The sequence below is a fragment of the Labilibaculum manganireducens genome (assembly GCF_002843385.1).
Taxonomy (GTDB): Bacteria; Bacteroidota; Bacteroidia; order Bacteroidales; family Marinifilaceae; genus Labilibaculum; species Labilibaculum manganireducens.
In genome coordinates this window covers 37,384-64,055 of sequence record NZ_MVDE01000012.1, presented here as the reverse complement: position 1 = coordinate 64,055, position 26,672 = coordinate 37,384, and the positions used below count along the sequence as shown (strand labels likewise).

Annotated in this window: 21 protein-coding genes and 1 riboswitch; of the genes, 8 read left to right on the top strand and 13 right to left on the bottom strand. The window is 36.5% G+C overall.

The features are described 5' to 3' along the window. Nucleotides 1-8: 8 nt before the first annotated feature. The 6 genes from BZG01_RS09695 to glmM form a co-directional block, all read right to left on the bottom strand. The gene (locus tag BZG01_RS09695; RefSeq protein ID WP_101309640.1) at nt 9-944 is read right to left on the bottom strand and encodes a calcium/sodium antiporter; all 936 of its coding nucleotides are present in this window, start codon (nt 942-944) and stop codon (nt 9-11) included. A 61-nt stretch (nt 945-1,005) separates the two neighbouring features. Then, complete coding sequence (tatA, locus tag BZG01_RS09690; RefSeq protein ID WP_101309639.1) at nt 1,006-1,233, bottom strand: twin-arginine translocase TatA/TatE family subunit; 228 nt, start codon at nt 1,231-1,233, stop codon at nt 1,006-1,008. 133 nt (nt 1,234-1,366) lie between these two features. Continuing rightward, nucleotides 1,367-4,342 (bottom strand): protein translocase subunit SecDF, encoded by a 2,976-nt coding sequence (gene secDF / locus BZG01_RS09685; RefSeq protein ID WP_101309638.1) that lies wholly within the window; start codon nt 4,340-4,342, stop codon nt 1,367-1,369. Between the two features lie 149 nt (nt 4,343-4,491). Continuing rightward, complete coding sequence (locus BZG01_RS09680) at nt 4,492-4,920, bottom strand: retropepsin-like aspartic protease (RefSeq protein ID WP_101309637.1); 429 nt, start codon at nt 4,918-4,920, stop codon at nt 4,492-4,494. Between the two features lie 241 nt (nt 4,921-5,161). Beyond that, a complete protein-coding gene (gene mdh / locus BZG01_RS09675; protein WP_101309636.1) occupies nt 5,162-6,100 on the bottom strand; it encodes a malate dehydrogenase in 939 nt (312 codons plus the stop codon). Between the two features lie 440 nt (nt 6,101-6,540). Then, complete coding sequence (gene glmM, locus BZG01_RS09670; protein ID WP_101309635.1) at nt 6,541-7,929, bottom strand: phosphoglucosamine mutase; 1,389 nt, start codon at nt 7,927-7,929, stop codon at nt 6,541-6,543. A 218-nt stretch (nt 7,930-8,147) separates the two neighbouring features. On the opposite strand from glmM, the gene BZG01_RS09665 reads away from it, so the two are divergent. Continuing rightward, nucleotides 8,148-9,647: a pseudouridine synthase gene (locus BZG01_RS09665; protein ID WP_101309694.1), complete on the top strand. Its 1,500-nt coding sequence runs from the start codon at nt 8,148-8,150 to the stop codon at nt 9,645-9,647. A gap of 82 nt (nt 9,648-9,729) precedes the next feature. Here BZG01_RS09665 and ribH read toward each other — a convergent pair whose 3' ends face one another. The 4 genes from ribH to ribD form a co-directional block, all read right to left on the bottom strand. Further along, nucleotides 9,730-10,191 carry a 6,7-dimethyl-8-ribityllumazine synthase gene (ribH, locus tag BZG01_RS09660; protein ID WP_101309634.1) on the bottom strand — a complete coding sequence of 154 codons (462 nt, stop codon included), beginning with the start codon at nt 10,189-10,191 and terminating at the stop codon, nt 9,730-9,732. A gap of 100 nt (nt 10,192-10,291) precedes the next feature. Next, complete coding sequence (locus tag BZG01_RS09655) at nt 10,292-11,530, bottom strand: bifunctional 3,4-dihydroxy-2-butanone-4-phosphate synthase/GTP cyclohydrolase II (protein ID WP_101309633.1); 1,239 nt, start codon at nt 11,528-11,530, stop codon at nt 10,292-10,294. A gap of 96 nt (nt 11,531-11,626) precedes the next feature. Then, the gene (locus BZG01_RS09650; RefSeq protein ID WP_101309632.1) at nt 11,627-12,286 is read right to left on the bottom strand and encodes a riboflavin synthase; all 660 of its coding nucleotides are present in this window, start codon (nt 12,284-12,286) and stop codon (nt 11,627-11,629) included. A gap of 58 nt (nt 12,287-12,344) precedes the next feature. Then, nucleotides 12,345-13,517, bottom strand: a complete 1,173-nt coding sequence (gene ribD / locus BZG01_RS09645; protein WP_218973069.1) for a bifunctional diaminohydroxyphosphoribosylaminopyrimidine deaminase/5-amino-6-(5-phosphoribosylamino)uracil reductase RibD — start codon at nt 13,515-13,517, stop codon at nt 12,345-12,347. Between the two features lie 46 nt (nt 13,518-13,563). Then, nucleotides 13,564-13,682, bottom strand: a riboswitch (FMN riboswitch). Nucleotides 13,683-13,962: 280 nt separating this feature from the next. Here ribD and era point away from each other — a divergent pair. The 5 genes from era to BZG01_RS09620 all read left to right on the top strand — a co-directional run bounded on the left by era (nt 13,963) and on the right by BZG01_RS09620 (nt 19,313). Then, nucleotides 13,963-14,844, top strand: a complete 882-nt coding sequence (era, locus tag BZG01_RS09640; protein ID WP_101309631.1) for a GTPase Era — start codon at nt 13,963-13,965, stop codon at nt 14,842-14,844. A gap of 94 nt (nt 14,845-14,938) precedes the next feature. Next, entirely contained in the window at nt 14,939-16,246 is a 1,308-nt protein-coding gene (der, locus tag BZG01_RS09635; protein ID WP_101309630.1) for a ribosome biogenesis GTPase Der, read from the top strand. Nucleotides 16,247-16,375: 129 nt separating this feature from the next. Beyond that, nucleotides 16,376-17,635, top strand: a complete 1,260-nt coding sequence (locus BZG01_RS09630) for a tetratricopeptide repeat protein (protein WP_101309629.1) — start codon at nt 16,376-16,378, stop codon at nt 17,633-17,635. Between the two features lie 346 nt (nt 17,636-17,981). Next, complete coding sequence (locus BZG01_RS09625; RefSeq protein ID WP_101309628.1) at nt 17,982-18,710, top strand: hemerythrin domain-containing protein; 729 nt, start codon at nt 17,982-17,984, stop codon at nt 18,708-18,710. A gap of 9 nt (nt 18,711-18,719) precedes the next feature. After that, nucleotides 18,720-19,313 carry a response regulator transcription factor gene (locus BZG01_RS09620; protein ID WP_101309627.1) on the top strand — a complete coding sequence of 198 codons (594 nt, stop codon included), beginning with the start codon at nt 18,720-18,722 and terminating at the stop codon, nt 19,311-19,313. Here the strand turns inward: BZG01_RS09620 and BZG01_RS09615 are convergent, their stop codons facing one another. The 3 genes from BZG01_RS09615 to rlmH form a co-directional block, all read right to left on the bottom strand. Beyond that, nucleotides 19,314-20,090, bottom strand: coding sequence for an MBL fold metallo-hydrolase (locus tag BZG01_RS09615; protein ID WP_101309626.1), 777 nt, complete (start codon nt 20,088-20,090; stop codon nt 19,314-19,316). A gap of 1 nt (nt 20,091) precedes the next feature. Beyond that, on the bottom strand, nt 20,092-23,763 hold the full coding sequence (locus tag BZG01_RS09610; RefSeq protein WP_101309625.1) for an ATP-binding protein: 3,672 nt from the start codon (nt 23,761-23,763) through the stop codon (nt 20,092-20,094). Nucleotides 23,764-23,845: 82 nt separating this feature from the next. Further along, nucleotides 23,846-24,319, bottom strand: coding sequence for a 23S rRNA (pseudouridine(1915)-N(3))-methyltransferase RlmH (gene rlmH / locus BZG01_RS09605; RefSeq protein ID WP_101309624.1), 474 nt, complete (start codon nt 24,317-24,319; stop codon nt 23,846-23,848). Nucleotides 24,320-24,592: 273 nt separating this feature from the next. Here rlmH and BZG01_RS09600 point away from each other — a divergent pair, with 273 nt between their 5' ends. Further along, a complete protein-coding gene (locus BZG01_RS09600) occupies nt 24,593-24,994 on the top strand; it encodes a DUF4783 domain-containing protein (protein ID WP_101309623.1) in 402 nt (133 codons plus the stop codon). A 288-nt stretch (nt 24,995-25,282) separates the two neighbouring features. Then, nucleotides 25,283-26,608, top strand: a complete 1,326-nt coding sequence (locus tag BZG01_RS09595; RefSeq protein WP_101309622.1) for an ammonium transporter — start codon at nt 25,283-25,285, stop codon at nt 26,606-26,608. Nucleotides 26,609-26,672: the final 64 nt, after the last annotated feature.

Below are 26,672 nucleotides of genomic sequence, written 5' to 3'. Positions count from 1 at the left end.
CAGGTGAATTACTTTGTGAAAACCAAATATACATAAATCAGATAAACTGCAAACAGTAAAAATCCCTTCCATCGGTGAAGTTTCCCATTATTCAAAGGCAAAATCAATAAAAACAGAAGAAAAGACACCCCCAGCATAATAAGTATATCAAAAGATATGATTGGCTGACTAATGAAAATATTTTTGATAATTGATGTAACTCCCAACACTCCTAAAATATTGAATATATTAGAGCCAATAATATTTCCAATAGAGATATCCATCTCCTTCTTATAAGCTGCTACAGCAGAAGTAGCTAATTCGGGTACTGATGTGCCGAAAGCCACCAAAGTCAATCCGACTACACGCTCACTTACTCCAAAGTCGAGAGCGATATTTTTTGCACTGCCAACCAAAATATCAGCTCCAAAATACAAGCCAACCGAGGCAGCAAGAATTAGTAGTACTGCAACAAACATTGAATGCTCGGCTGTTTTAAATCCTATTATTACATCTCTGTTTTCCTTTCTTGATTTCCAAACCGTCCACACCATAAATACGATCAAAAGAATTACAAAAACAATTCCTTCATAGTACTCTAATTTCTGATTTAAAATAAACACATAAAACAGTAAGGATGCGCCCATCATAAAAGGCCAATCGAACTTTATGGAATTACTGCGAACAGGCAAAGGCATCAATATAGCTGTAAAACCAAGAACGAGGGCAATATTTGCAATATTAGAGCCAATAACATTGCCGATAGCAATATCAGGGCTGCCATGAAGAGCTGCTCCCAGACTCACAAAAAGCTCTGGTGCCGATGTTCCAAAAGCAACTACAGTAACTCCAACCACAAGTGTAGAAACCTTAAAATGAGAAGATAAGGCCACTCCTCCTTTTACCAACAAATTTCCGCTATATAAAAGAATAACGAAACCAACAAAGAGATACAAATAGTCCATTGAATGTAAAAAAAAATTCCACACTGTATATTGGTGGAATGATTAAACCTAGAATATGGGATTACAGCTTCTTAGTAAGGTCATCCTTAAATTCCTTGATATGATCAAGAACTTCTGTTTCCTTTCTGATCTCGGATTTAATATCTTCCGTCGCCCGTTTGAATTCTTTCATTCCTTTCCCCAAGCCTTGAGCCAATTCAGGAATCTTTTTCGATCCGAACAACAGCAGAATAACAACTAGTACGACAACAATTTCACCGCCACTAATAAATAAAAGAATATTATCCATTTGATTCAAATTTTAAACAAATATACCGAAGAAATTTTAAATCATGAAGGTAGATTGCATTCGATTTGAACCTGAGCAAAAAAAATCCCCCGAACCATACGATCCGGGGGACAATTTTATAATTAATTTCTAATTATTTCTTTTTCGCAATCACTTTAGATACACGTAAACTTGTGTCATAAGAAATTGGAGTTGCAATAAATAGTGAAGAATAGGTTCCGACAATTACCCCTACCAACAATGCAAATGTAAATCCTTGGATTGAAGTTCCCCCGAAAAGGAAGATGGCTAACAAAACAACCATAGTAGATAATGAAGTACTAAAAGTACGACGTAATGTACTATTCAAAGCACTATCCACAACCTCAACACGATCACGTTTTGGATGCAATCCAATATACTCACGGATACGGTCAAATACAACCACAGTATCATTAATAGAATAACCCACCACAGTAAGTATTGCTGCAATAAATGCCTGATCCACCTCAAGTGAGAATGGCAGCCATCCGTAACACAATGAGAAGATACCCAATACAATGATTGAATCGTGAGCCAAAGCAACAATCGCACCTAAACCATACTGCCAGTTCGAGAAACGAACCATAATGTAAAGGAAAATCACGATAAGAGCAAACAAGATTGACCAAACAGCAGACTGACGAATATCATCAGCAATAGTAGGTCCCACTTTTTGCGACATCTTTCTATTGTTCTCAAGGAAATCAGTTTTAGAAGCTCCATTTAAATATGGTTGTAACCCTGTGTAAAGTAAACCTTCTACTTCATCATCAACTTCGTTTCCTGATTCATCAATTTTATATTTTGTAGTAATTTTCACCTGAGAATCACCACCAAAAGTTTTCACTTCAGGAGCATGTCCGTAAACAGTTTCCAACGACTTAGCAATAGCTTCAACCGAAACATCCTGATCAAAAGCAACAACATATGTCCTACCCCCGGTAAAATCGATACCTTGATTTAGACCTCTTGTTGCAAGAGAACCAATACTAACAAGAACCGCAATACCTGAAATCACATAAAACACTTTTCTTTTCTCAAGAAATTTAATGTGTGCATTACGTAACCAGTTATCCGTAAACTTAGTTGTAAAAGTAATGTTGCGGTTACGTTTAAGCGAACCTTCAATAATTATTCGAGTGATAAAAATTGCAGCAAATAAAGATGAGAAAATACCGACAACTAAAGTAGTTGCAAAACCTTTAATTGGACCTTCACCAAAAAGATAAAGAATAATACCAGTTAAAAGAGTTGTGATGTTACCATCAATAATCGCAGAATAGGCATTCTTGTATCCATCAGAAATGGCAAGACTCAATCCTTTTCCACCTTTCAGCTCTTCCTGAATACGCTCATAAATCAGTACGTTCGCATCCACCGACATACCGATTGTTAACACAATACCGGCAATACCAGGTAGAGTCAACACAGCACCCAATGAAGCCAGCACTCCAAAAATAAAGAACAAGTTGGCAACCAAAGCAATATTTGCAGTAAGACCTGCACCTTTACTATAGAAGAAAAACATATAAATCAACACCAACACAAAAGCAATGATGAATGACCACATCCCTTTTTGAATAGATTCCTGTCCCAAAGATGGCCCAACAACTTCATCAGCAATAATATGAGCAGGAGCAGGCAATTTACCTGACTTTAATATGTTTGCAAGATCTTTCGCCTCAGCAATGGTGAAATTACCACTGATACTGGACTGTCCGCCTTTTATTTCACTAATTACATTTGGAGCAGAATAAACATATCCGTCCAAAACAATTGCAATTGCGCGGTCAATGTTATCTTTAGTTAAACGAGCCCAAACTTTTGCTCCTTCACCACTCATACTCATCGAAACTTCAGCTTGTGCTTTGTTTTGATCAATTTGCTCGCGTGCAGAAGTAACAGCATCACCATCTAAAGGAGCTTTTCCATCACGGCTGGTTACTTTAATAGCAAACAATTCGAATACATTACCACCTTTATCAATTGGTTTAACCCCCCAAAAGAATTTCAAATTACGCGGCATTACTGATTGAACAGCCGGCATTGCCAAAATTTGATTTACTCTGGCAGTATCTTTAATATGAGACATACCAACAACTGCTTTCGAAGAACCTCTTTGTGTAGGATTCAAAACAGAAAACAATGGGTATTTTTTTGCAATTTCTTTTGCATTAAGGTCAGTAGTCGAATCTTTAGCTGTTTCTTCAATTTTGTCTAAAAGAGCAACATCTTCATCTTTTGCCTCTTCCTTCACCTCTTCTTTAGTAGCTTCTTTAGCTGCTTCGGCAGGCTCAGCCATTGTATTGATAGCTGCTAATTTTTCGTTCGCAGCATTTAAATATTGAGTTACTTCGTTAGCACTATAAGTTTCCCAGAATTCAAGACTTGCTGTTCCTTGCAGTAACTTACGTACACGAGCGGCATCTTTAATACCTGGAAGTTCAATAATGATACGTCCCGAAACATCAGCTTTTTGAATATTTGGCTGTGCAACACCAAAACGGTCAATACGGGAACGAAGGATGTTAAAGGTATTATCAATCGCTGCATCAGCTTCTTTTTTAATCACTTTTAACACCTCAGCATTAGAAGCACCAAAAGGAATTTTATCTTTCATCTCTAAAGTTCCGAAGATATCAGGAGAAGATAACTGAGCATTTGGATTGATTGATTCGAACGCTTCACCAAAAAGAACCACAAATTCTTTTTGACTATTCTTTTGCATCGCTTTGGCTTTTTCTATGGCAGCTACAAAAGTTTCATCCTTGCTATTATTGGCCATAGCCTTAATAATATCAATTACAGAAACCTCCATGGTAACGTTCATACCTCCCTTAAGGTCAAGACCAAGGTTCATCTCCAATTCCTTACACTCTTTGTAAGTGTAATCTTTAATCCAAAGAAAATTGTAAACTCCTTCACCCCTGATAGAGTCAAGATAAGCTTGTTCCTTCTTAATATCGCCGGCTCCGAACTCTTGAGCTTCCTTTTCAACTGATTTGGTAACGTAAGTAAATGTCAATTGATACAAACTCACTAACGCAAAGAGTATAGCGAGTAGACGAATCGCTCCTTTATTTCGCATGTGTTTAGGTTTATTTAATTCTTATTTATGTGGTATATAATATTCTTAACCGCAATTAACGCACAAATATATTAATTTTTTTCAAATTCCTTTGTTCAATAATCTCAGGTATTTAACCGACTTTACGTCTTTGGTGAAAGACATGGGATTTAAAGAATTCTCAATTCCAGAATTTTTCTTCCATAATCGATAATTGCTCCGTGTTTTAAAAGAAAGTCACTCCCAAGTAATCCGCAAATTTCCCGCTGACAGTGCTCCATGTACATCTCGTTTATTCCTGCCAAATCAATAATTGCACAATGAAAATCATTTACAAGAAGATCTCCTAATTGGAATGAATCTATCTTAACCATTTCGGTATTTAAACTTCCTTCCCCCAAACCCCGCGACTTTATTTCCGAGGTTTGATACTCAGACAAGGTGTAAGCAGGTACAAAATTCCGGTCTAAAACCGTTTTTGAAGCGCCGGTATCAATCACAAGATCTCCTTCGTGACTACTGTTTACTTTACATCTGATTAAAAGATGGAAACTTTCGGTTTCAAGTTCGATTATCTCTATTGGGATTTCAATTTTCATGGGCTTTCTGAACAAAGGACAGCAAATATACCAAAAGAACAGAATTTTGTGCCATAAATTACATAAAACCCTTAAAACATTAACAAAATAATAATCTATCTAAAAATTTTATAAATACTGATTTACAGATGACATTGTTCAGAATTTAAGGTGGAATTTATTTCTGTTTGATTTTACAAAACAAAAAAGGTTGTCTCTCATGGAGACAACCTCAATATTTTAGTAAATGAAATCTTCTAACCTAAGATAGAATATTCATTTCATCCAACACTTTCATTACAGATTTAACAGCCTCTGCTGATCCTTTCAACAATTCCATTTCCTCTGTGTTTAATTTCACTTCAATTACTTTCTCGATACCATTTTTACCTAAAACAACAGGTACTCCCAAGAAAATATCTTTCATTCCGTATTCTCCGTTCAACAGAGCACATACCGGGAAAATTCTTTTTTGATCACGAACAATAGCTTCTACCATTTGAGCTGCCGCAGCACCTGGAGCGTACCAAGCTGAAGTTCCCATCAGGTTTACCAATTCACCACCACCAAATTTAGTTCTTTCAATAATAGCATTCAATTTATCTTCTTCGATCAAATCGGTTACAGGAATACCTGCTACAGTGGTATAACGAGGAAGTGGAACCATAGTATCACCGTGTCCACCCATCAATAATGCCTGAATATCCTTAGGAGAAACATTTAATTCTTCAGCAAGAAAAGCACGGTAACGAGCTGTATCCAATACACCAGCCATACCAAATACTTTGTTAGATGCTTTTTTAGCTGTTAAGAAAGCAGCATAAGTCATAACGTCTAAAGGATTTGACACGATAATGATGATTGCATCAGGAGAATGTGCAATTACATTTTCAGTAACCGATTTTACAATACCTGCATTGGTAGCGATTAAGTCATCACGACTCATTCCCGGTTTACGCGGAAGACCTGATGTAATAACAACAACCTCTGATCCTGCAGTAGCAGCATAATCATTAGTTACTCCCTTAACTCTTGTATCGTAATAATTAATCGGAGCAGTTTGCCACATATCCAGAGCTTTTCCCTCTGACAATCCATCTTTAATGTCAACAATAATTACTTCGTTTGCTAATTCCTTTTGGGCTATGCAATTTGCACAAGTTGCGCCAACATTTCCTGCACCTACAACGGTAATTTTCATAAGGCTTTAATCTTTGATTATATCTATTTGTATTCGTATCAATGGAGAATTTTTTCTTTATTGGCTAGCAAATATATACACAATGCCAGAAAATAATTCAGAAAAAGACCTGCTTTTCAACAGTCTCACTTAAATATATAAAAATTAGATTACAATTATCTAACTTCTGACATATTTAACTATTTCTAAACTGGGTATAAACACCCATACAGGCTCTTCTATTCAATAACGACAAACAGATCTGTTTATCAGAAGTCACATTTAGCAAGGAGAATAGGAATTCTGAGGTAAAATTAAATCGGAATAAATCTGATTAAATCGTTCCAAAAAAGCTTTAATTTTTTAAGATCGAGCAAATGCAAACGATTACGGAAAATTTTCTTTTATCAACAAAAAAAGCGCAGGAAAAATTAATTCCTGCGCTTCTCAAAAATAAATTATTATTTAATTATTTCCTTAATCTCTGAAATGATTTTTTCTGCCAATTGATTTGCTGTATCCTCATTTTCGCTCTCCGAATAAATTCGGATAATCGGTTCCGTATTTGATTTTCGAAGATGAACCCATTCCGATGCAAAATCAATTTTAACACCATCAATGTCATTCACTTTCTCATCTCTGTATTTCTCCTTCATTGCAACTAAAACCGCATCAACATCGATTTCCGGTGTCAGCTGAATTTTATTCTTGGAAATGAAATAATTCGGATAACCTGCTCGGAGCTCCGAAGCTTTTTTCTTTGTTTTTGCCATGTGCGTTAAGATCAATGCAACCCCAACCAAAGCATCTCTTCCATAATGACTTTCAGGGTAAATAATACCTCCGTTACCCTCACCACCAATTATCGCATTGTTCTCTTTCATTTTGGTAACGACATTCACCTCACCAACAGCCGAAGCTTCGTATGTTCCTCCATGTTTTTCTGTAACATCGCGCAAAGCACGGGTTGATGAAAGATTTGAAACAGTATTTCCAGGTGTATTTGCCAATACGTAATCAGCGCATGCCACCAATGTATATTCTTCACCAAACATGCTTCCATCTTCATTCACAATAGCCAAACGATCAACGTCCGGATCAACTACAAATCCTAAATCGGCCTTACCTTCCTTCATTATCGAAGCAATTTCAGTTAAATGCTCTGGCAACGGCTCCGGATTGTGAGGAAATTGTCCGTTTGGTTCGCAATATAATTCTACAACATTTTCAACACCCAAGGCTTTCAATAATTGTGGAATTACAATACCTCCAACCGAATTTACTGCATCAACAGCAACCGTAAAATTTGCTTTTTTTATTGCATCAACATCAACCAACTTAAGTGCTAAAACATGATCAATATGCTTTTGGGTGTAATTATCTACATGAGAAAGCTGACCTAAATCATCTACATCTGCAAATAGAAAATCTTCATTATCAGCAATGGAAAGAACAATTTTTCCATCCTTATCGTTCAAAAACTCACCTTTTTCATCGAGTAGTTTTAATGCATTCCATTGTTTTGGATTGTGACTGGCAGTTAAAATAATACCTCCCTGAGCTTGTTCTTCGGTAACTGCAATTTCAGTGGTTGGTGTAGTTGCCAAGCCAATTTCCACAACATCAATTCCTAAGCCCAAAAGAGTGCCAACTACAAGCATATCGACCATTTCGCCGGAAATCCGGGCATCCCGTCCAACAACTACTTTTACCTTTTGCCCGTTGTTTCTTCGTAATACCCAAGTACCATATGCTGCTGAAAATTTCACAACATCAAGAGGACTTAATCCATCTCCAACCTTACCGCCAATCGTTCCTCTGATTCCGGAAATTGATTTAATTAATGCCATATTATTTATCAAGTTTTAATGTTTACTGATTCTTAAAAAAAGATTCTGAACAAACATTCAGCACCTAATTTGTATGACAAATTTATAATTTCGATCAAGAGTAAAAAAGCAAAACTGAAATTGATTTTCTTTATTTCACTTTTTTAACTGGTGTAATTAATATATTCTTTGATTATTAGTACCTTTGCAGGTTCAGAACAATGATCATTTACTCAAAAATGGAAGAAAAAAAATACGGGAAAGATAGAAGAGAGAAATCTTCTTTTAGATCAAAAACAGAAAACGACAAGAAATCTGGTGGTACAAATCCGCGATTCAAAAAGGATTCAGAATCACGCAACAATGAGGGGAGATCAGAATATCCCCGACAACGAAGAGACAATTCAGAAAAACCTTTTCAAAGAGAGAACACAAGATCACAATCATCAAGAAAATCTGATGGTGACAGTTCGGAAAGAGGTTCCGACAGAAGAAGATCCGGATCGGAAGAGCCAAATCGCAAATTTGGCAGGGATTCGGATTCAAGAAATCGAAATACTGGCAGCAGATCAGAAAGTTCTGACAGACGCAACAGTGATTCCTACAGAACTTCACGAGGTTCTGATTCAAGATCAGGATCATCAAGAAGATCTGACGACAACAGATCTGAAAAAGACTCTTACAGAGGAAAACCCCGATTTGGAGACTCAACCAGTAAATTTGGCCGGGATTCAGAATCACGAGATCACAACTATGGCGGCAGATCAGAAAATTCTGACAGAAGAAGACACAGATCTGAAGACTCAAACTTCAGACCGGGAAGAGATTCTGACCGCTCAAAAAGAGGAGGAGAAAGATCAGAATTCACAGAAAACAAAAAAAGATTTGCAGACGATTTTGATGAAGATCAAGATTCTACTGCAAAACCTTATGATCGTTTTAAAAACAAACCCGATAAAGAAACGCTTCAAAAAAAGCATTACAGCAAGAAAAAACAACTGGCTTTTGCTAAACTATCAGGTCCGGAAGATGGTATCCTTAGGCTTAACAAATACATTTCGAACACAGGAGCATGTTCAAGAAGAGCTGCAGACCTGCGAATTGAAGAAGGCAGAATAACCGTTAACGGCGAAATCGTTAAAGAGGTTGGCACCAAAGTAAACATTGATGATGTAGTTTGTATGGATGGTAAACAACTGGAGGCCGAAGCAAAAGTCTATTTGGTTTTAAACAAACCCAAAGATTTTGTGACTACTCTTGATGATCCTCTGGGAAGAAAAACGGTTATGGATTTAATTCGTCATGCATGTCCTGAAAGAGTTTATCCTGTAGGGAGACTGGATCGTATGACTACCGGGGTTTTAATTTTCACCAACGATGGCGATTTAACAAAACGTCTTACTCATCCGAGCTACAACAAAAAAAAGATTTACCATGTATTCCTTGACAGACCAATTTCTCAGGAAGAACTAGATCAGGTAATTGCCGGACTTGAATTAGAAGACGGAGAAATTAAGGCTGATGCCATTAGTTTTACCAGTGAAACTGATAAAACTCAGGTTGGAATAGAAATCCATTCGGGCCGAAACAGAATTGTTCGACGCATTTTTGAGCATCTGGGTTACGAAATCGAAAAATTGGACCGCGTACTTTTTGCAGGCATCACAAAGAAAAACATCCCAAGAGGGAAATGGAGATTCCTAAGCGAAAAAGAGGTAAACATGCTTAAAATATATTAATCGCAGGAAGTATCTACTCAGTAGACATTGTATAAAAAAATCCCGGCATCACTGCCGGGATTTTTTTTGATATATTGTATTCTTAAAATTGCTTCAGCAAATTAGCCATCTCAATGGCAGATACCGCGGCTTCGAATCCCTTGTTTCCAGCTTTAGTTCCGGCACGTTCAATAGCCTGCTCAATAGAATCGGTAGTTAAAACACCAAAAATAACAGGCACTTCCGAATCTAAGGAAACACTTGCAACTCCTTTAGTTACTTCGCTCGACACATACTCAAAATGAGGAGTTGAACCTTTAATTACCGCACCCAAACAAATAACCGCATCGTATTTGCCGCTTTTTGCCATCTTCTTGGCAATCAATGGAATTTCAAATGCTCCGGGAACCCAGGCGACATCTACATCATCGGTTGAAGCTCCATGACGGTTGATAGCATCCAAAGCACCTGCTAACAATTTACCTCCAATAAATTCGTTAAAACGACCGGCAACAATACCGAATTTTAAATCTTTCGCAATAAGCTTACCTTCAATAATATTCATTTTATTTGATTTTAGATGTGAGAAATGAGATTTCAGCTGTGAGATTACTCTTCTTCAAAAAGCAATTCTTGTTACCTCATTCACTCATTAACACATATACTTATTTTATCTTTTTATCATCGTTTTGCAAATTCCACTTTACATCCTGATGCAATAGATGACCCATTTTATTCATTTTGGTCTGCAGATAGAATTCATTCTTTTCATTGCAAGTCATTTCAATCTCTTCACGTGCAACAATCTTCAATCCATATCCTTTTAAACCAGCAACTTTCAGCGGATTATTGGTCATTAAAGTCAAATTCTTAACACCCAATTCAGCTAAAATAGCGGCACCAATACCATAATCACGTAAATCGGCCTTAAATCCTAATGCCAAATTTGCTTCAACAGTATCCATCCCCATATCCTGAAGCTGGTAAGCCTTTAATTTATTAATTAAACCAATTCCCCGGCCTTCCTGACGCATATATAACAACACACCTCTACCAGCCTCTTCGATTCTTCGCAAAGCTTCCTGCAGCTGATCGCCGCAGTCGCAACGCATAGAACCAAACGCATCACCGGTTAAACATTCAGAATGAACCCGAACCAACACAGGTTCAGAAGTATCAATATCTCCTTTTACCAAAGCGACATGATGCTCACCGGTAATTTTATTGACAAAACCATGAGCTCTAAATTCGCCATGTTTTGTTGGCATTGCTGTTTCAGTTACTTTTTCGATTACGCTCTCTGTTTGTCTGCGATACTCGATCAAATCAGCAATCGTAACCATTTTTAAATCATGCTTTTTGATGTATTCTCTGAGCTGAGGAACACGAGCCATAGTCCCATCCTCATTCATAATTTCACAAATCACACCTGCCGGATACAGTCCAGCCATTCTTGCCAGATCAACAGCTGCTTCGGTGTGTCCTGCACGAACCAAAACTCCATTTTTACGTGCTACCAAAGGGAAAATATGTCCCGGACGGGTAAAATCTTCCGCTTTGGCATTCTTATCAAACACTTTTTGTATTGTATGCGCACGTTCGTGAGCAGAAATGCCGGTTGAACAATCTGCAGCATCAATACTTACGGTAAAGGCCGTTTGCTTCGCATCAGTATTATGGTACACCATCATATCGATATTCAACTCATCCAAACGTTCCTTTATAATTGGCATACAAATCAATCCTCCAGCCTGTCGGGCCATAAAATTGATTGCCTCAGGAGTAACCATTTCCGCCGCCATCAACAAATCCCCCTCATTTTCACGATCTTCATCGTCAACCACCACAATCATCTTCCCTAATTTGATGTCTTCAATCGCTTCTTCAATTGTATGAAATTTCATAGTTTATTTATTTAGATATGAGATGTTAGATTCTAGATATGAGTTTAAAAACCTCTCGAAAATATTCACCTCTTATTTTTCTATTATTTTTTAATCTTATGCAAATCCATTCTCTTTGAGGAAATTCATCGAAATATCCGATTTCTCCACCTGAGCACTTTCCTCATCTCTATGAAACAAGAATTTCTCAATATACTTTGCAGTTATATCGCATTCCAGATTTACTTTTTCTCCCTTTTTCTTAGAAGTTAAAGTTGTATCTTCCTGTGTAAGCGGAATAATTGAAACTTTAAAAATTTTCTCATCCACATAAGCCACAGTCAAACTGATACCATCAATGGCAACAGAACCTTTCTCCACAATATATTTCAATATATTACCAGGTGCCGCAATGCTAACCCAAATGGCATTATCATCATGCTCCCTGCCTGCAACTTCGCCCAAACCATCAATATGTCCACTTACCATATGACCACCCATTCGGTCGCCAACGCGAAGAGCCCGCTCTAAATTCACGCGGCTTCCCGCTCCCAACAATCCGAAATTTGTTCGGCTCATTGTCTCCGGCATAACATCTGCCGAAAAACCAGTAGAATTAAAGCTAACCACTGTCAAACAAATTCCATTGGCTGCAATACTATCACCCAGCTTCACATCATCCATAATTTTACGGGCCGAAACGGTCAATCGAATTGACTTGCCTCCACTTTGAATGGACTTAATGCTTCCTATTTCTTCAATTAAACCTGTAAACATTTTTTCAATTATCAGTTATCGGTAAACAGCTATCAGATTACAAAGCATCCACTATCTGCTACACTTTTTTTATTTTTCCGGTCAGCATCAGATCATTTCCAAGCTGACCTATTTTAATATTCTCCAATTCGATGGCATCTTTCATAAATTTGATTCCTTCGCCGCCGACCGGTGATTTGGAATTTGCTCCGCCAATAATTTTTGGAGCAATAAAAGACACTACCTCATCAACAATTCCGGCCTCTAAAGCCGAAAAATTGAGTGTTGCTCCACCTTCCAAAAGAATCCCATCCATTCCTGTCTCTCCAAGTTTCATCATCAAATCAGTAAGGTCAACTCTTCCATTTCTGGATTTTGAAATAATAACGGAATTTCCTAAGTCTTCAATTTGTGCAATCTTTACGGAATCAGCTTTATCTGTTACAGCAACAATTGTTTTGGCCTGAACACCCGTATTCAATATTTTTGATTCCAAAGGAATCCGCGCAGTACTGTCCACCACTATCCTTACCGGATTTCGTCCTTCTCCTTTTTCCAATCTGGTCGTCAGCATCGGATCATCGGCAATCACCGTATCAACACCAATCATGATTCCTGCCAGTTCATTTCTTAACTGATGAACACGCGCCCGTGATTTTTCGTTGGAAACCCAACGGGAATCACCCGTTTCACTGGCAATTTTCCCATCCAGAGTCATGGCTGTTTTCATCACCACATAGGGAATTCTATTTTGAATAAATTTCAGAAAAACACGATTCATCTGACTTAATTCTTCGCACAAATAACCGTATTCAACCTCAATTCCATTATCCTCTAATAACTTCACTCCTTTTCCCGCCACCAATGGATTTGGATCCAACATCCCAATCACCACTTTAGCAATTTTATTTTTCACGATTGCTTCGGCGCAAGGCGGTGTTTTTCCATAATGAGAGCATGGTTCCAAAGTAACATACATTATTGCTCCTTCTACAGATTCTGTTGCAGACAGAAATGCATTTACCTCAGCATGCGGCCCGCCAAAATATTCATGATATCCTTCCCCGATAATTTTATCATCACGAACAATTACAGCACCAACCAAAGGATTAGGATTTACTCTTCCTATTCCCTTTTTAGCCAACTCGAAGGCTCTTTGCATGTATTGATACTCTTTACTCATTTGCATAAAAACAAAAAGCCCTGAACAGTTCATTAAACTATTCAGGGCATCCATTATAGGTATAGCCAAACGGAAATAATTTCCATTGACATGAAATCAATCAAATTGATCAATTGTTTTTCTTCTCCCATCCAGACTGTACTGTCGGTACTGGAATCACACCAGTTCAATCTCGTTAAAGATTCGCGGACTATCACCGCCGGTCGGGAATTTCACCCTGCCCTGAAGAAACAATAAAATATGTTAGAACAAGATTTCATCTCTTATTCTGCTACAAATATATAGTTTTAGAAAATAAAAACAAATCACACAAACAGTCTTTGCAACACACTGCAAAATCAAAACATTAAAACTTAAGCCACACCTGCACTTCGAATTAGGACTTTTAAACCATTATATATTGATATTTCTATAAAAATCTTTATTCCATCTTAATGAGTGGCAGACATTTTCGTAAATGGTATTAATTGTACTATCTTTGCAAAAATTTTTAAATCACTAAATTGGAGTACATATGCCTCATAAATCAGGTTTTGTAAATATTATTGGAAATCCCAACGTTGGGAAATCAACCTTAATGAATAATTTGGTTGGGGAACGCATCTCAATTATTACGTCGAAATCACAAACTACGCGTCACCGAATTAAAGGAATTGTTAATGGTGATGATTTTCAAATTGTATACTCTGATACACCAGGGGTTTTGCAACCAAACTACAAGCTTCAGGAGTCGATGATGAAATTTTCAACTTCGGCATTGGTTGATGCTGACGTTATTTTATATGTTACCGACGTTATTGAAACCATCGATAAAAACGAAGAATTCCTTAAAAAGGTACAAAATTCTGACATCCCGGTTCTTTTGCTGATCAACAAGATTGATTTATCTGATCAGGAAAAATTAAATAAACTGGTAGACAGATGGAAAGTAACACTTCCTAAAGCTGAAATATTCCCAATGTCGGCAACTGAGAATTTTAACGTTCCGAATTTGTTTAACCGCATTTTGGAATTATTGCCGGAAGGTCCTCCTTTTTTCGCGAAAGACGAACTAACAGATAAACCATCCCGTTTTTTTGTTAACGAGATTATTAGAGAAAAGATACTGACCAACTACGACAAAGAAATTCCATATTCGGTAGAAGTAGTTGTTGAAGAATTTAAAGATGAGCCTAAAATCATCAACATTATGGCAGTAATTAATGTTGAACGAACTTCTCAAAAAGGAATCATCATTGGACACCAGGGGAAAGCTCTGAAGAAAGTTGGAACTGAAGCCCGACTGGACATGGAAAAATTCTTTGGGAAAAAGGTGTTTTTAAAACTATACGTTAAAGTTGCAAAAGACTGGAGAAGCAAAGACTCTCATTTAAAAGATTTCGGATACAATCAATAAGTTCAAAACTGTATTGACAAATCGGAGAAATCTTTAGGATTTTAATCAAATGAATAAGAATTACACGCAGAGATTGCGTTAGAAAAATAAAATAATGAGCAATATAGTTGCAATCGTAGGAAGACCAAATGTTGGAAAATCTACACTTTTTAATCGATTATCAGGTACCAGAAAAGCAATCGTAAACGAAACTGCTGGTGTTACCCGTGATCGTAATTACGGTAAATCTGAATGGAATGGCATAGAATTCTCTATTATTGATACCGGAGGCTACGCTACGAATTCAGACGATATTTTTGAAGAGGAAATCCGCAAACAGGTAATGATTGCCATTGAGGAAGCCGATTCTATTCTATTTGTTTTAGATGTGCAGCACGGAATCACAGATTTAGATTCGGCTGTTGCAGGAATACTTCGACGAACCAAAAAGAAAGTTTATTTAGTTGCAAATAAAGCCGATAATTCGGATTTAATTTTTGCTGCTAATGAATTCTATTCTATTGGAATGGAAGGAGAAGTTTTCCCAATTTCAGCCGTTAATGGATCGGGAACCGGAGATTTACTGGATGCAGTCGTAAATGATTTTGAGATCAAACAAAACGATGATGATGAAGGTCTTCCAAGAATAGCATTTGTTGGTCGTCCTAACGTAGGAAAATCATCAACTGTGAACGCTTTGGTTGGAATCGACCGAAATATTGTGACTGATGTCGCAGGAACAACAAGAGATTCAATTCATACCCGGTTTCAAAAATTCGGTCATGATTTTATCATGGTAGATACTGCCGGGGTTCGTAAGAAACCAAAAGTGCACGAAGATCTTGAATTCTATTCGGTAATGCGATCAATCAGAACAATTGAAAGCGCTGATGTTTGTGTATTAATTTTAGATGCAACACGCGGTGTAGAAGCTCAGGATTTAAGTATTCTTGACATTATTCTCAACAATCGCAAAGGAGTTGTAATCATGATTAACAAATGGGATTTGGTGGATAAAGAAACCAATACCATGAAGGAATTCGAAGAAGAAATTAGAAACCGAATTGCACCTTTTAAAGATGTTCCAATTATTTTCACCTCTGCCATTACAAAACAACGATTAATTCAAGTTTTGGAATCGGCACTTGAGGTTTATGAGAATCGTATTCGTAAAATACCAACATCGGAACTAAACAATGTGATGCAAAAAGTAATTGCGGCTCTTAATCCTCCTGCTCTGAAAGGAAAGTTCATAAAAATAAAATATGTAACACAATTACCAACTCACGCACCAACATTTGCATTCTATTGCAATCTGCCTCAATACATTAAGGATCCTTACAAAAGATATCTTGAGAATCAGATCCGTAAAAACTGGTCGTTTACCGGGGTGCCGATTCAAATTTTTGTGAGAAAGAAATAAGTGTTGTACACAGCACAATCATTAGCCGATTCAGTTTTTCTGAGTCGGTTTTTTTTGTCATTAAAGGGAAAAATATTTTTGATAACTAAAATTTTAGTTATATTTAAATCCTAATCATAAACCCAAGACATGAAACAAATCATCCTCCTACTTCTGTTAAGTATAGCAATTAACATTCCTGCAAGTTTTTCTCAAAAAGCAACTAAGGCAGATCAACTCCTGTATTCGGAACAATACTCCAAAGCAATTCCAATGCTTGAGCAAATGATAAAAAAAGACAGCTTAAACAGTCTCTTGTATTTTCAACTTGGCAAAGCCTTTCAAAACCTTAACAAAGACAAGTTAGCTATCATCAATTATCAAAAAGCCAACTCATTAAACAATAATTCCAAAACAATACTCTTGAATTTAAGTTCCTGTCTGTACTCATTAGGAAATTATCCCGGAGCAGAGAAATATCTTTCCAATTTGCATTCCATCGATTCCTCTGATTATCAAGTCAACTTACTTCTGGCAAAAACCCTTTCCGGTCAAAATAAACTCAAAGAAAGCTTAAAAATCTATAAACAAATCATCCAAACAGATTCATTAAATCCTTTCATTTACAAACAAATAGGGAATTTAAAAGACCGAATGCAGAATTTCACAGGATCTTTGTCTTCTTATATGATTTCGTACGAACTCAACCCTGATGACTTATCTGTATTGGTTCATATTATCCAACAACTTTATGAAATGGCCGCTTACCAGCAAGCATTGGAATACTGTTCAAAGGGATTGGCAACCTATCCGGACAACACCATACTGCTAAAGAAAAAGGCTCAGGTTTTAATTGGATTGGAATGGTACGACAATGCCTTAACTATTTTAAAAGATCTTAAAGCATCCAACAACCTAACTGATGCCGAACACAGACAACTGGGAATTTGCTACATGCAGACCCGGCAATATGAAGATGCATTAACTGCTTTTGCAAGTTGTGGCCCAACCTTTGAAAAAGACCCAATGATTAATTTCCATACAGGAATTTGTTATGCCAGATTGAATCAACACGAGAAAGGGATTAAATTTTTGGAAGATGCTCTTTTTTATATCACTTCACCTATTGAAGCCTCAATGCATTTGTATTTGGCAAAATCGTACGGAGCAACCAGACAATTTGAAAAAGCGACAGCATCCTATCTGAATCTTATTGAAATAGATAACACGAACCCAGATATTCTTTACGAAATTGCAACAACCTACGAAGAGTATGGGGAAAATAAAGATAAAGCACTGGATTATTACACCAAATTCCTCCAGCAAACCTCCGACATAGACGATCCTAAATATGAATATGCAAAATCGCGAATACTTCATATCAAGGAAATCCTTCACTTCGGGAGATAATTCAATTAGTATTTGAATTGAAAATCGACGAAATCAAATAATCACTATCTGCGCAGGGACATTGATTGTTAAATATCTATCGGCATTATACCAACTCATCTTGATTTTAAAATGGTATAATATACCTATAAGTAGGTATTGTCCGCAAGTTCGGAGAAACTAATTTTGTACAGATAAAACATGCCGGCGACAACTGAAACCAAATGGTATTCAAAAAATCTTTTGCCATAAGATAATTTTTAGTGTTATTCCTCCATTTGGTTTCGTTTTTCGGCTGCATTCTTCATGCGTTTTTGCGGATATTCCACACTTTTTATTAATTTAGATTAATTAAAAAAAACAAGCTATGCGTATTAAAAAGGATATGAAGCTGGCTGATGTAATTCAATTGAATTATATGCTCATTCCAGTCATTCACCGTTTTGGAATCAATTTGGGATTTGGAGACAAAACCGTTGCTGATGTTTGCAGGGAAAACGAGGTCGACATAAACTTCTTTTTACAGCTTGTAAACGCGTATCACGATAAAGATTACTTCCCAAAAGAAGAGCTTCAAACTATTCCGGTTAAGAATATTGTCAACTATCTTAAAATGACTCATTCAAGTTATTTAAATGATAAATTATCCGAAATTGAACAGAAAATTATCTCTCTTCAATCAGAAGACACTGAAGATCAGAAATACATTCTGCTGATCAGAAACTTCTTTGAGGGATATAAATCTGAGCTGACAGAACACATCATGCATGAGGAAAATGTGGTTTTCCCATATGTTTTAGCTGTTGAAGAAATCATTAAGAATCAAAATTTTACTGAAAGAAACCGTGAAATTTTCGAATCATTTTCCATTGAAAAATACGAGGAAGGACATAATGATGTAGAAGAAAAACTGATGGATTTAAAAACCATCATGATCAAATATCTTACGCCTCCGGCAAACAGCACACTTTACCATACAATTATACAGGATCTGTTCAAATTAGAGGAAGACTTGAACTATCATTCCAGAATTGAGGATAAGGTACTGACTCCTAAAGTTATCTTAATGGAAAAATCGATCTGCAATCTTATTTAAATTCTAGCTATGGCAAGATCTACGATTCTTATTGCTGATAATTCGTGCATGATCCGAAAAGGACTCCGGTCAATTCTTCAAAATCTGGAGAACTCTGAGGTGATTCAGCTCATCGATAATAAGGAGGATGTATGTGGAATTGTACACAAAAGAAAACCAGATATTCTCATTATTAATCCAGACATGCTGCCAGGTGATTGTCTGGATGTAAAGAGGGAACTTTTCAATGAAAATAAACTCTCTCTGATCTTGTTATCGAACAGGAAAAACCTTAAAAATGACTTAAAGGCAGATGGTTATATCAATTATATGGATGGCCAAAATACCATTCTTGATATGATGCAGGAAATTCTAAATAAAAATAACAAAAGTTCATTTCCTAATAAAAATTCAGAAACAATTAGTTCCCGTGAGAAAAATATCTTAAAACATATTGCTCTTGGATTAACCAATAAAGAAATTGCCGATCAATTATTCATCAGCATTCATACCGTGGTTACTCACCGTAAAAACATCACACAAAAATTGGGTATTAAATCGGTATCAGGATTAACCGTATATGCCATTTTGCACAATCTTATTTCTATGGACGAGGTAAAATAGTTACAATTCTACCTCAACTCCGGCTTCTAAATTTATCGTTTTAAAATATTTTTTAAACTCATCCTGAACAAGAAAGCTTGTGCAATGTGTTGCTCCCAATATTTCCAATTTTTCTTCCTGAAAAAAGCCTGCAGTTTTCTGAAAAACTTCATCCAGTTTCTTTAAATGAAAACCTCCCAACACCGCATAAACCTTATCCTCTCCACAAACATCTTTTGCGTAAGTCACTGTATTGCAAATGCCGGCGTGCGCACATCCACTGATCACGATCAATCCTTTTTCACTCTTAATGGCAAGCGCAGAATCATCAGCAACAAAATCCGGCGATCCATCTTCCAGGAGGAAAGTTGTTGATTGAGATTCAAAATCATTTAATCTTGGAATTTCACCCAGATAAACCATTTTCTCACTGATCCAAACCGGTAATTTTGACTCCTTCAATTCAAATTGTGCAGCAATCTCATTTCTTGTCATTTTTAGGCCAACAGTAGTCTTGCTTTCCTTTCGGAATCGAAGAGAAAATGAGTCGGGATGCGTAATCAAACGTTTCCCCGACACAAACTGCAAACCATCACCATGATCCCAATGACCATGACTCAAAACCAGAGTATTGATTTCATCCAAATCAACACCCATTTTTCCCGCATTCTCTATAAAAAGAGAATTTGGGCCAACATCAAATAAAATTTTTTCATCGGCCTCAATCACAGCCGAAAAACCATGAACTGCCTCAAAACCATCTTTCGCAGTATTGTCTACCAGTATTTTTATAATCATCTTATATCTCTTTTCTTTTGGGAATCCGAACAATAAAACAAGATCCAATATGCCTCTCCGATTCAACCCAAATGCTTCCGTTGGCATTTTCAACAATATTTTTAACAATGGATAAACCCAATCCCATTCCACTCGATTTTGTGGTGAAATTAGGCGAAAATAACTTCTCTTTAATCTCCGGGTTAATTCCGGAACCATTATCAATTACACTTACCTGATAATCAGAATTTATATTCTCTAACTCTATTACAACCTGAGCCAAATTCCCTTCCGGGATAGATTGAATCGCATTGTTAATTAAATTCACAAAAACGCGGACAAACTGTTCTTTATCAACAAAAACACTTGCATTCTCAATGGAATTCAAATCGAGTTTCAAATCAAAATCATCGTTCTTAAACAAATCAACTGTATGTTCGAGAATTTCAACCAAATTTAAATTCTCATTTTTGGCTGCCGGCATCTTTGCAAAATTCGAAAATGCCGCAGCAATAGATGACAAAGCATTGATTTGCTCTATTAATGTTTTACTCACACGATTAAAATGCTCTTCCCAATTTGGTGTTTTGTCCTCGAAACGTTTCTGCAGAAACTGAATACTTAATTTCATAGGGGTTAATGGATTCTTAATTTCATGAGCAATTTGCTTTGCCATTTCCCGCCACGCAGATTCCCGCTCCGATTTTGCCAAACGGGAAGCACTCTCTTCAAGCTCAACAAGCATTTGATTATATTCCTTCACCAAACTACCTATTTCATCATTTTTAGTGTACTCAATTTGCTCACCATACGAACCAAAACGTGTTGCCTTCAGTCTGCTCTGAATTAAACGAAGTGGATAAGTTATTTTATTCGATATAATTACCGAAAGAAAAATGGCCAGCAGAATCATCAATACATGAAGATTTACCCCGGCAAGAATTAAATTAAACATTTCCTTTTCCAGCTCTTTGCTTTTTAGGAAATAAGGGAGATTAACAAATGCAATGGTTTCATTATTTTCATCAACCAGAGATTCGTAAGCCGACAAGTAAGACATTTTCCCAATTTGTTCTTTATGAATAAAATGAGTTCGCTCATTAAAAAAAAGTTGATCGTAAGCGGCAAAATTCATCCTCTTCCCCTGCAGTTTTTTCTCAAATATCTCGGGTCTGGATGTTGCAATCAATTTCCCTGATAAATTATACAAATGAATATCTGCAAAAATCAAATTTGACAATTGTCTCAATTGATCTGTTAACACCTCTGATTTTTGTGAACGATCACCCGATAAATCACGAATTACCTCACGTTTAACCAACAACAACTTCTCTTGCAGACTTCTGTTATTTGCTTCGTTGGCCTGATTAATGTTATAATATACAGTACCCCCACCCAACAAAAGGAAGAATAGCATCAGCAGACCAATAATTGAATATTGAATCCGGTATTTGAAACTTAGATTTATTCTGAATTTAGAAGAAACCTTCTCAAGCATCCAAATACTAAACCCAAAAACATAAAAAAGAACAAAAACATACGGAATGGTTATCCCTCTGTTATACCATGACACTGAAGGACAACTAACTACAACAGAATTATTACCAAACTTATATACCAAGTGGTCGTACCCATCAATCTGTTTCCAGAAAAAATCAGCAGAACTTTCACCAAACCCGGCATTACTCATGAAATAATTGAATTTGCCGGAAGATGCAATCAGCTTCCCGTTTTGATATTTCCCATACGAATATTCATGACTTACCGGGCGCAAATCAACTTTTTCATCCAACAACAAATCCGGATATCCTAAACCCTCATTGCCAAATTTAGAATCGAGACGCAGGTAAATTTTAACCTCATCAGAAGCAAACGATGGATTGGAAATTACACCTAAATATGAAACCATCCCATCAAACTCATTCAAATAGTAAAAATTACTATTTGGAATTGGTTCACCCGTTGTCACAATCATTTCTTCAAAAAACTCAAAACAATTTCTGATCTGATTATCAGGCTCAATATTTAAATCATCCATGTTGCTGCAAATAGTAACCTGAAGATGATATTGCTCCCAAAATCCGGTAAAGTATTTATTTTGAATATAGTCTTCTATTTCAGATTCATTTCTAAAAGGTCGTTTGCACAAATCTTTCAATATTGAATCCTGATCGAGTTTCTCTTGAATTTCCATCAAAAAAAATTCAGAAGCTGGATCATATTCTGTAGAAAGATTCATTGCCACCACTTGCCGATCCTGTTTTTCCTTTTGGCTGGAGAAAGAATTGATCCTATTGGTAACAAAGATTGAAACACCCAAAAGCAAAGCCACATATAAAGAATATCGGCCTCCCTTTTCTTTCTGATAATTTATGAGACCCAAGACCAAAACCATCAAAATTGGAAAGCCCATAGTTACAGCATCGGTTTTTACAGGATTGAAATAATAAAATACCAAACTTAAAACTATGGATACAGGAATAACTGCGAGTAAATAAGATTTTAAATTCCAATGATCGCGGGCAATTTGTCCCAATAGATTTGCAATTTGTCCCAGAGCATAAAATAAAAAAATCAAAATGGCAAAACCTATAAAAATACAAATTCCGTTGTCCTGAAATACAAACATCTGCAAGCTAAAGCTAGAGTCAAAAATTAAGCTTTCGAACAAATCCTCGATTGTAAAATACAGCAGATAAAACAGAATTAGATGCACAAAAATCCATCCGGCAACCTGATAAGAACTTTTAGGCTTGAAGAATTGATTGATTGCCAAAAACCGTGAATAGGTATAAACGAAAATAAATAAGAAAAACGAGTTGATTACAAAATCGCCTAAGGATGGAAAGAAGAATGAACTCGCAAACAAAACAGGCGAAAAGATCTCAAATTTTGAAAAAACAGCAGGAAATCCCCAAAGCAGCATAAAATATCGTAAAAGCACCAAACCTGCTCCCCAAACAAGAAAAGCTGAGAGACCTAATTTCAAATCGTTTAATTGCCGCAGTAAGATACTGAAGAATACTAAACCAGACAGAATCGCCAATAAATACAGTAAACCTACTCCTTTTTGTCCCCTTCTGGTTCCCATTCCGGCATTATCATCCAATAAAGAAAACAAGAATTTGCCATCAGGATTGCTAACTGAAGCTCCCACATTCGGATGTAAGGAAATATCAAAAGAATCGGGGATGAGAAAATCCGGCCCAAAATGATTTTTCAAAAATTTATTCTGATATGGATAAATCTTTTTTAAAAGTAAGAATCCATACAGATCAATTGAATCCACCTTCTGTTTTTGCATAAAATAGAATCCATCATCCAGCCGAACAACCAATGAATTCTCTTCTTCAAGAAAGTTTTTCTCAGGGATCAGAAATGAATTATCGCTCCAAAACAACAAACTATCTTGTTTATAGGCAACTATAACAAATCCATCTTTTTTTAGGTCCTTCTCAAACTCAGAAAAGTTATCGTATTTTTGAAGTACTCCATCCTTTTTTGTAATTGCAGTCTGCAGCTCGCCAAGATCATTTTTCAGCAGCTGTTCTTTTTTCTCCAGAACCTGCCTGGTATGATTGGCCACATTTGCAAGGCGGTCATTTTGCCTAAAATAATACTCTGTAGAAACTGCCAACAGAAAAAATACCAACGTGAAAACCGCAGGAATATATTTGAGAAGTCTATTTTTCAATTCGGATAGTTTTGAAATGTTTTATTGCAGATACAAAATTCATGCTAAACTCCTCACAAATTAGCATAATTAGTTCAAAGCATCAAACGTGATGATAAGGCTCTCCTTTAATAATTGTCATTGCCCGATACAATTGCTCGGTAAAAATCATCCGAATCATTTGGTGGGAAAAAGTCATTCTCGATAACGAAACCTTTCCTTGTGCGTTCCGATACACATCTTCAGAAAACCCATAAGGACCGCCTATTACAAAAACCAAATTTTTAATTCCACCGATCATCTTCTGTTCTATAAAATTAGAAAAAGCTACAGAAGAAAACTCTTTCCCTCCCTCATCGAGCAATATTAATGTATCTCCGGCTTTAATCTTCTCTAAAATTAATTCCCCCTCTTTTTGTTTCTGCTGATTTTCAGAAAGATTCTTCGTGTTTTTTATATCCGGAATTATTTTCATCTCGAAAGGAAGATAGTGCACCAATCTCTTTTGATATTCTTCCATCCCCGTTTTCACAAAATCCTTATCTGTCTTTCCAATAACTAAAAGAACAATTTTCATTTATTTATAATTTTCAATTATGACTCCCCTTATTTGTTGTTTTGGCAAAAATTTGTGCAAAAATAAAATCTTAATTTTCTTTCGTCGAAAATAGTACTTAAACTTTAAATAATTCCTGCAAAATGAAAGCATCTATATGACTGATTGAACACATCATAATAATCAATTCTTTTCTTATTTAGAAAAAGAAATTCAGATTTTTTTTAACTTGCAGTGTATTTTTCGCACAGTATTTGTGTAAAGGTATATGATATTAAGTTGAAAATTATTCATATGAGATCTATAAAATACATATTTACAGGAATATTCTTCCTTTTAGTTTGTTGTTCATCAGCAATTTCACAAAATCAGGATGATTTACCTCGAGAACTGATCAATGCTTTTAAACAAGGCAATAGTATAAGCTTATCGAATTTCTTTGGAGATCGAATTCAATTAACGATACAAGATAAGGAAGCTATTTACAGCAAATCACAAGCAAAACAAATCATGGCTAAATTCTTTAAGGAATTTCCTCCAACAGGATTCAATAAAAAACATGAAGGCGGGAAACCTGAAGCCCGATATGTGATTGGCAGTTTAACAACCAGCCAGGGAGACTTCCGGGTCAATTTTCTGCTAAAAAATGATACAGGAAAATTTGTTGTACATCAACTACGAATCGAAAAAAACTAATTAAGGCTCCAAATACATTGGAGCCTTTCTTTTTACAGGATGTCTCTTCCTAATTCCATCATAAATCCAAACCCTCCCAAATAAAAAACCATACACAAAAAGAACTTTCACCCTAAAAACAATAGGGCTGTCTCAAAAATATAATCATTTTAAATAACCACACCCCTAATTTCAATTAGGTTGTTTCTGAATTTTATTCTATTTTTACCACCCAAGCGTAATATTTGACGGACTACAATCCATAATCACACCAACCGGATTTTGTACATTTTATAAATCATTATTGTGATGAAAAACAGTAAAAAATGGCTTTATGCCTTATTGCTGCTTATTGTAGTGGCTATTGTCGGAGTATTTGTCCCTAGTGTTGAATTGGGAGTTGATGATCCAAATATTGTTTCGGGCGATGTAGCATGGATGCTGACCTCAACTGCCCTGGTTCTTCTTATGACTCCCGGACTTGCATTCTTTTACGGTGGTATGGTGGATCCCAGAAACATTATATCAACAATTCTTCAAAGTTTTGTTGCAATGGGAATTGTAAGTATGATATGGGTTGTTGTTGGATTCAGCCTGGCTTTTGGAGACAGCATTGGACCTGACGGCTTTGGATTGGTTGGAAACCCGCTGACTTTCCTAATGTTTAAAAATGTTGGAGGCTACACAAATCCTGAAATGTCGCCAACCATTCCATTTGCTCTTTTTGCACTTTTCCAGTTAAAATTTGCAATTATCACACCCGCTTTAATCACAGGATCTTTTGCAGGAAGGGTAAGATTTAGAGCATATATGATTTTCATAAGCCTTTTCACGATATTTATATATGCACCGCTTGCACACTGGACCTGGCATCCAAACGGGTTCCTTCGCAACATGGGAGTATTAGATTTTGCAGGAGGTACTGTTGTTCATATGTCTGCAGGATTCGCCGCACTTGCCGGAGCCATGTTTCTCGGAAAAAGAACAAAATCGAGATACAACGAGAAACGCTCCAACATTCCATTCGTGCTTCTTGGTGCAGGAATGCTTTGGTTCGGATGGTTTGGATTCAATGCCGGATCAGCTCTGGAAGCCTCATCGACAGCAGTATTAGCCTTACTAAATACAAATACAGCATCGGCGGCAGCCATGCTAACCTGGATTTTTCTTGATGGTGCCCGAGGACACAAACCATCAGGCTTAGGAGCCGCGATTGGTTTGGTGGTTGGACTTGTAGCCATTACTCCTGCCGCAGGATTTGTAACCGTCGGAGCATCCATTACTATTGGCGTAATAGCATCTATTGTAAGCAATTACGCAATCACCTTACAAGGCAAAACATCTCTGGATGATACCCTTGATGTATTTCCGGCACACGGAATGGGAGGAATTACAGGAATGATTTTAACCGCCGTATTTGCTCATGATGTTGGACTGATACATGGAGAAATCAGAACTTTTTTAATGCACATCATTGCATTGGTAATTGTTGGAATTTTTACTTTCGGAGGTTCCTACATCCTATATTGGATAACAAACAAATTTGTTTCACTTAGAGTTTCAGAATACTCCGAAGCCAAAGGTTTAGACATATCACAACACGATGAATCCTACTCATTTGCATACAAAGAATAAATGAAATCATACAAAAAAGTCCCGCAACTTTCGTTGCGGGACTACCCCCTATAAAAACCTATTA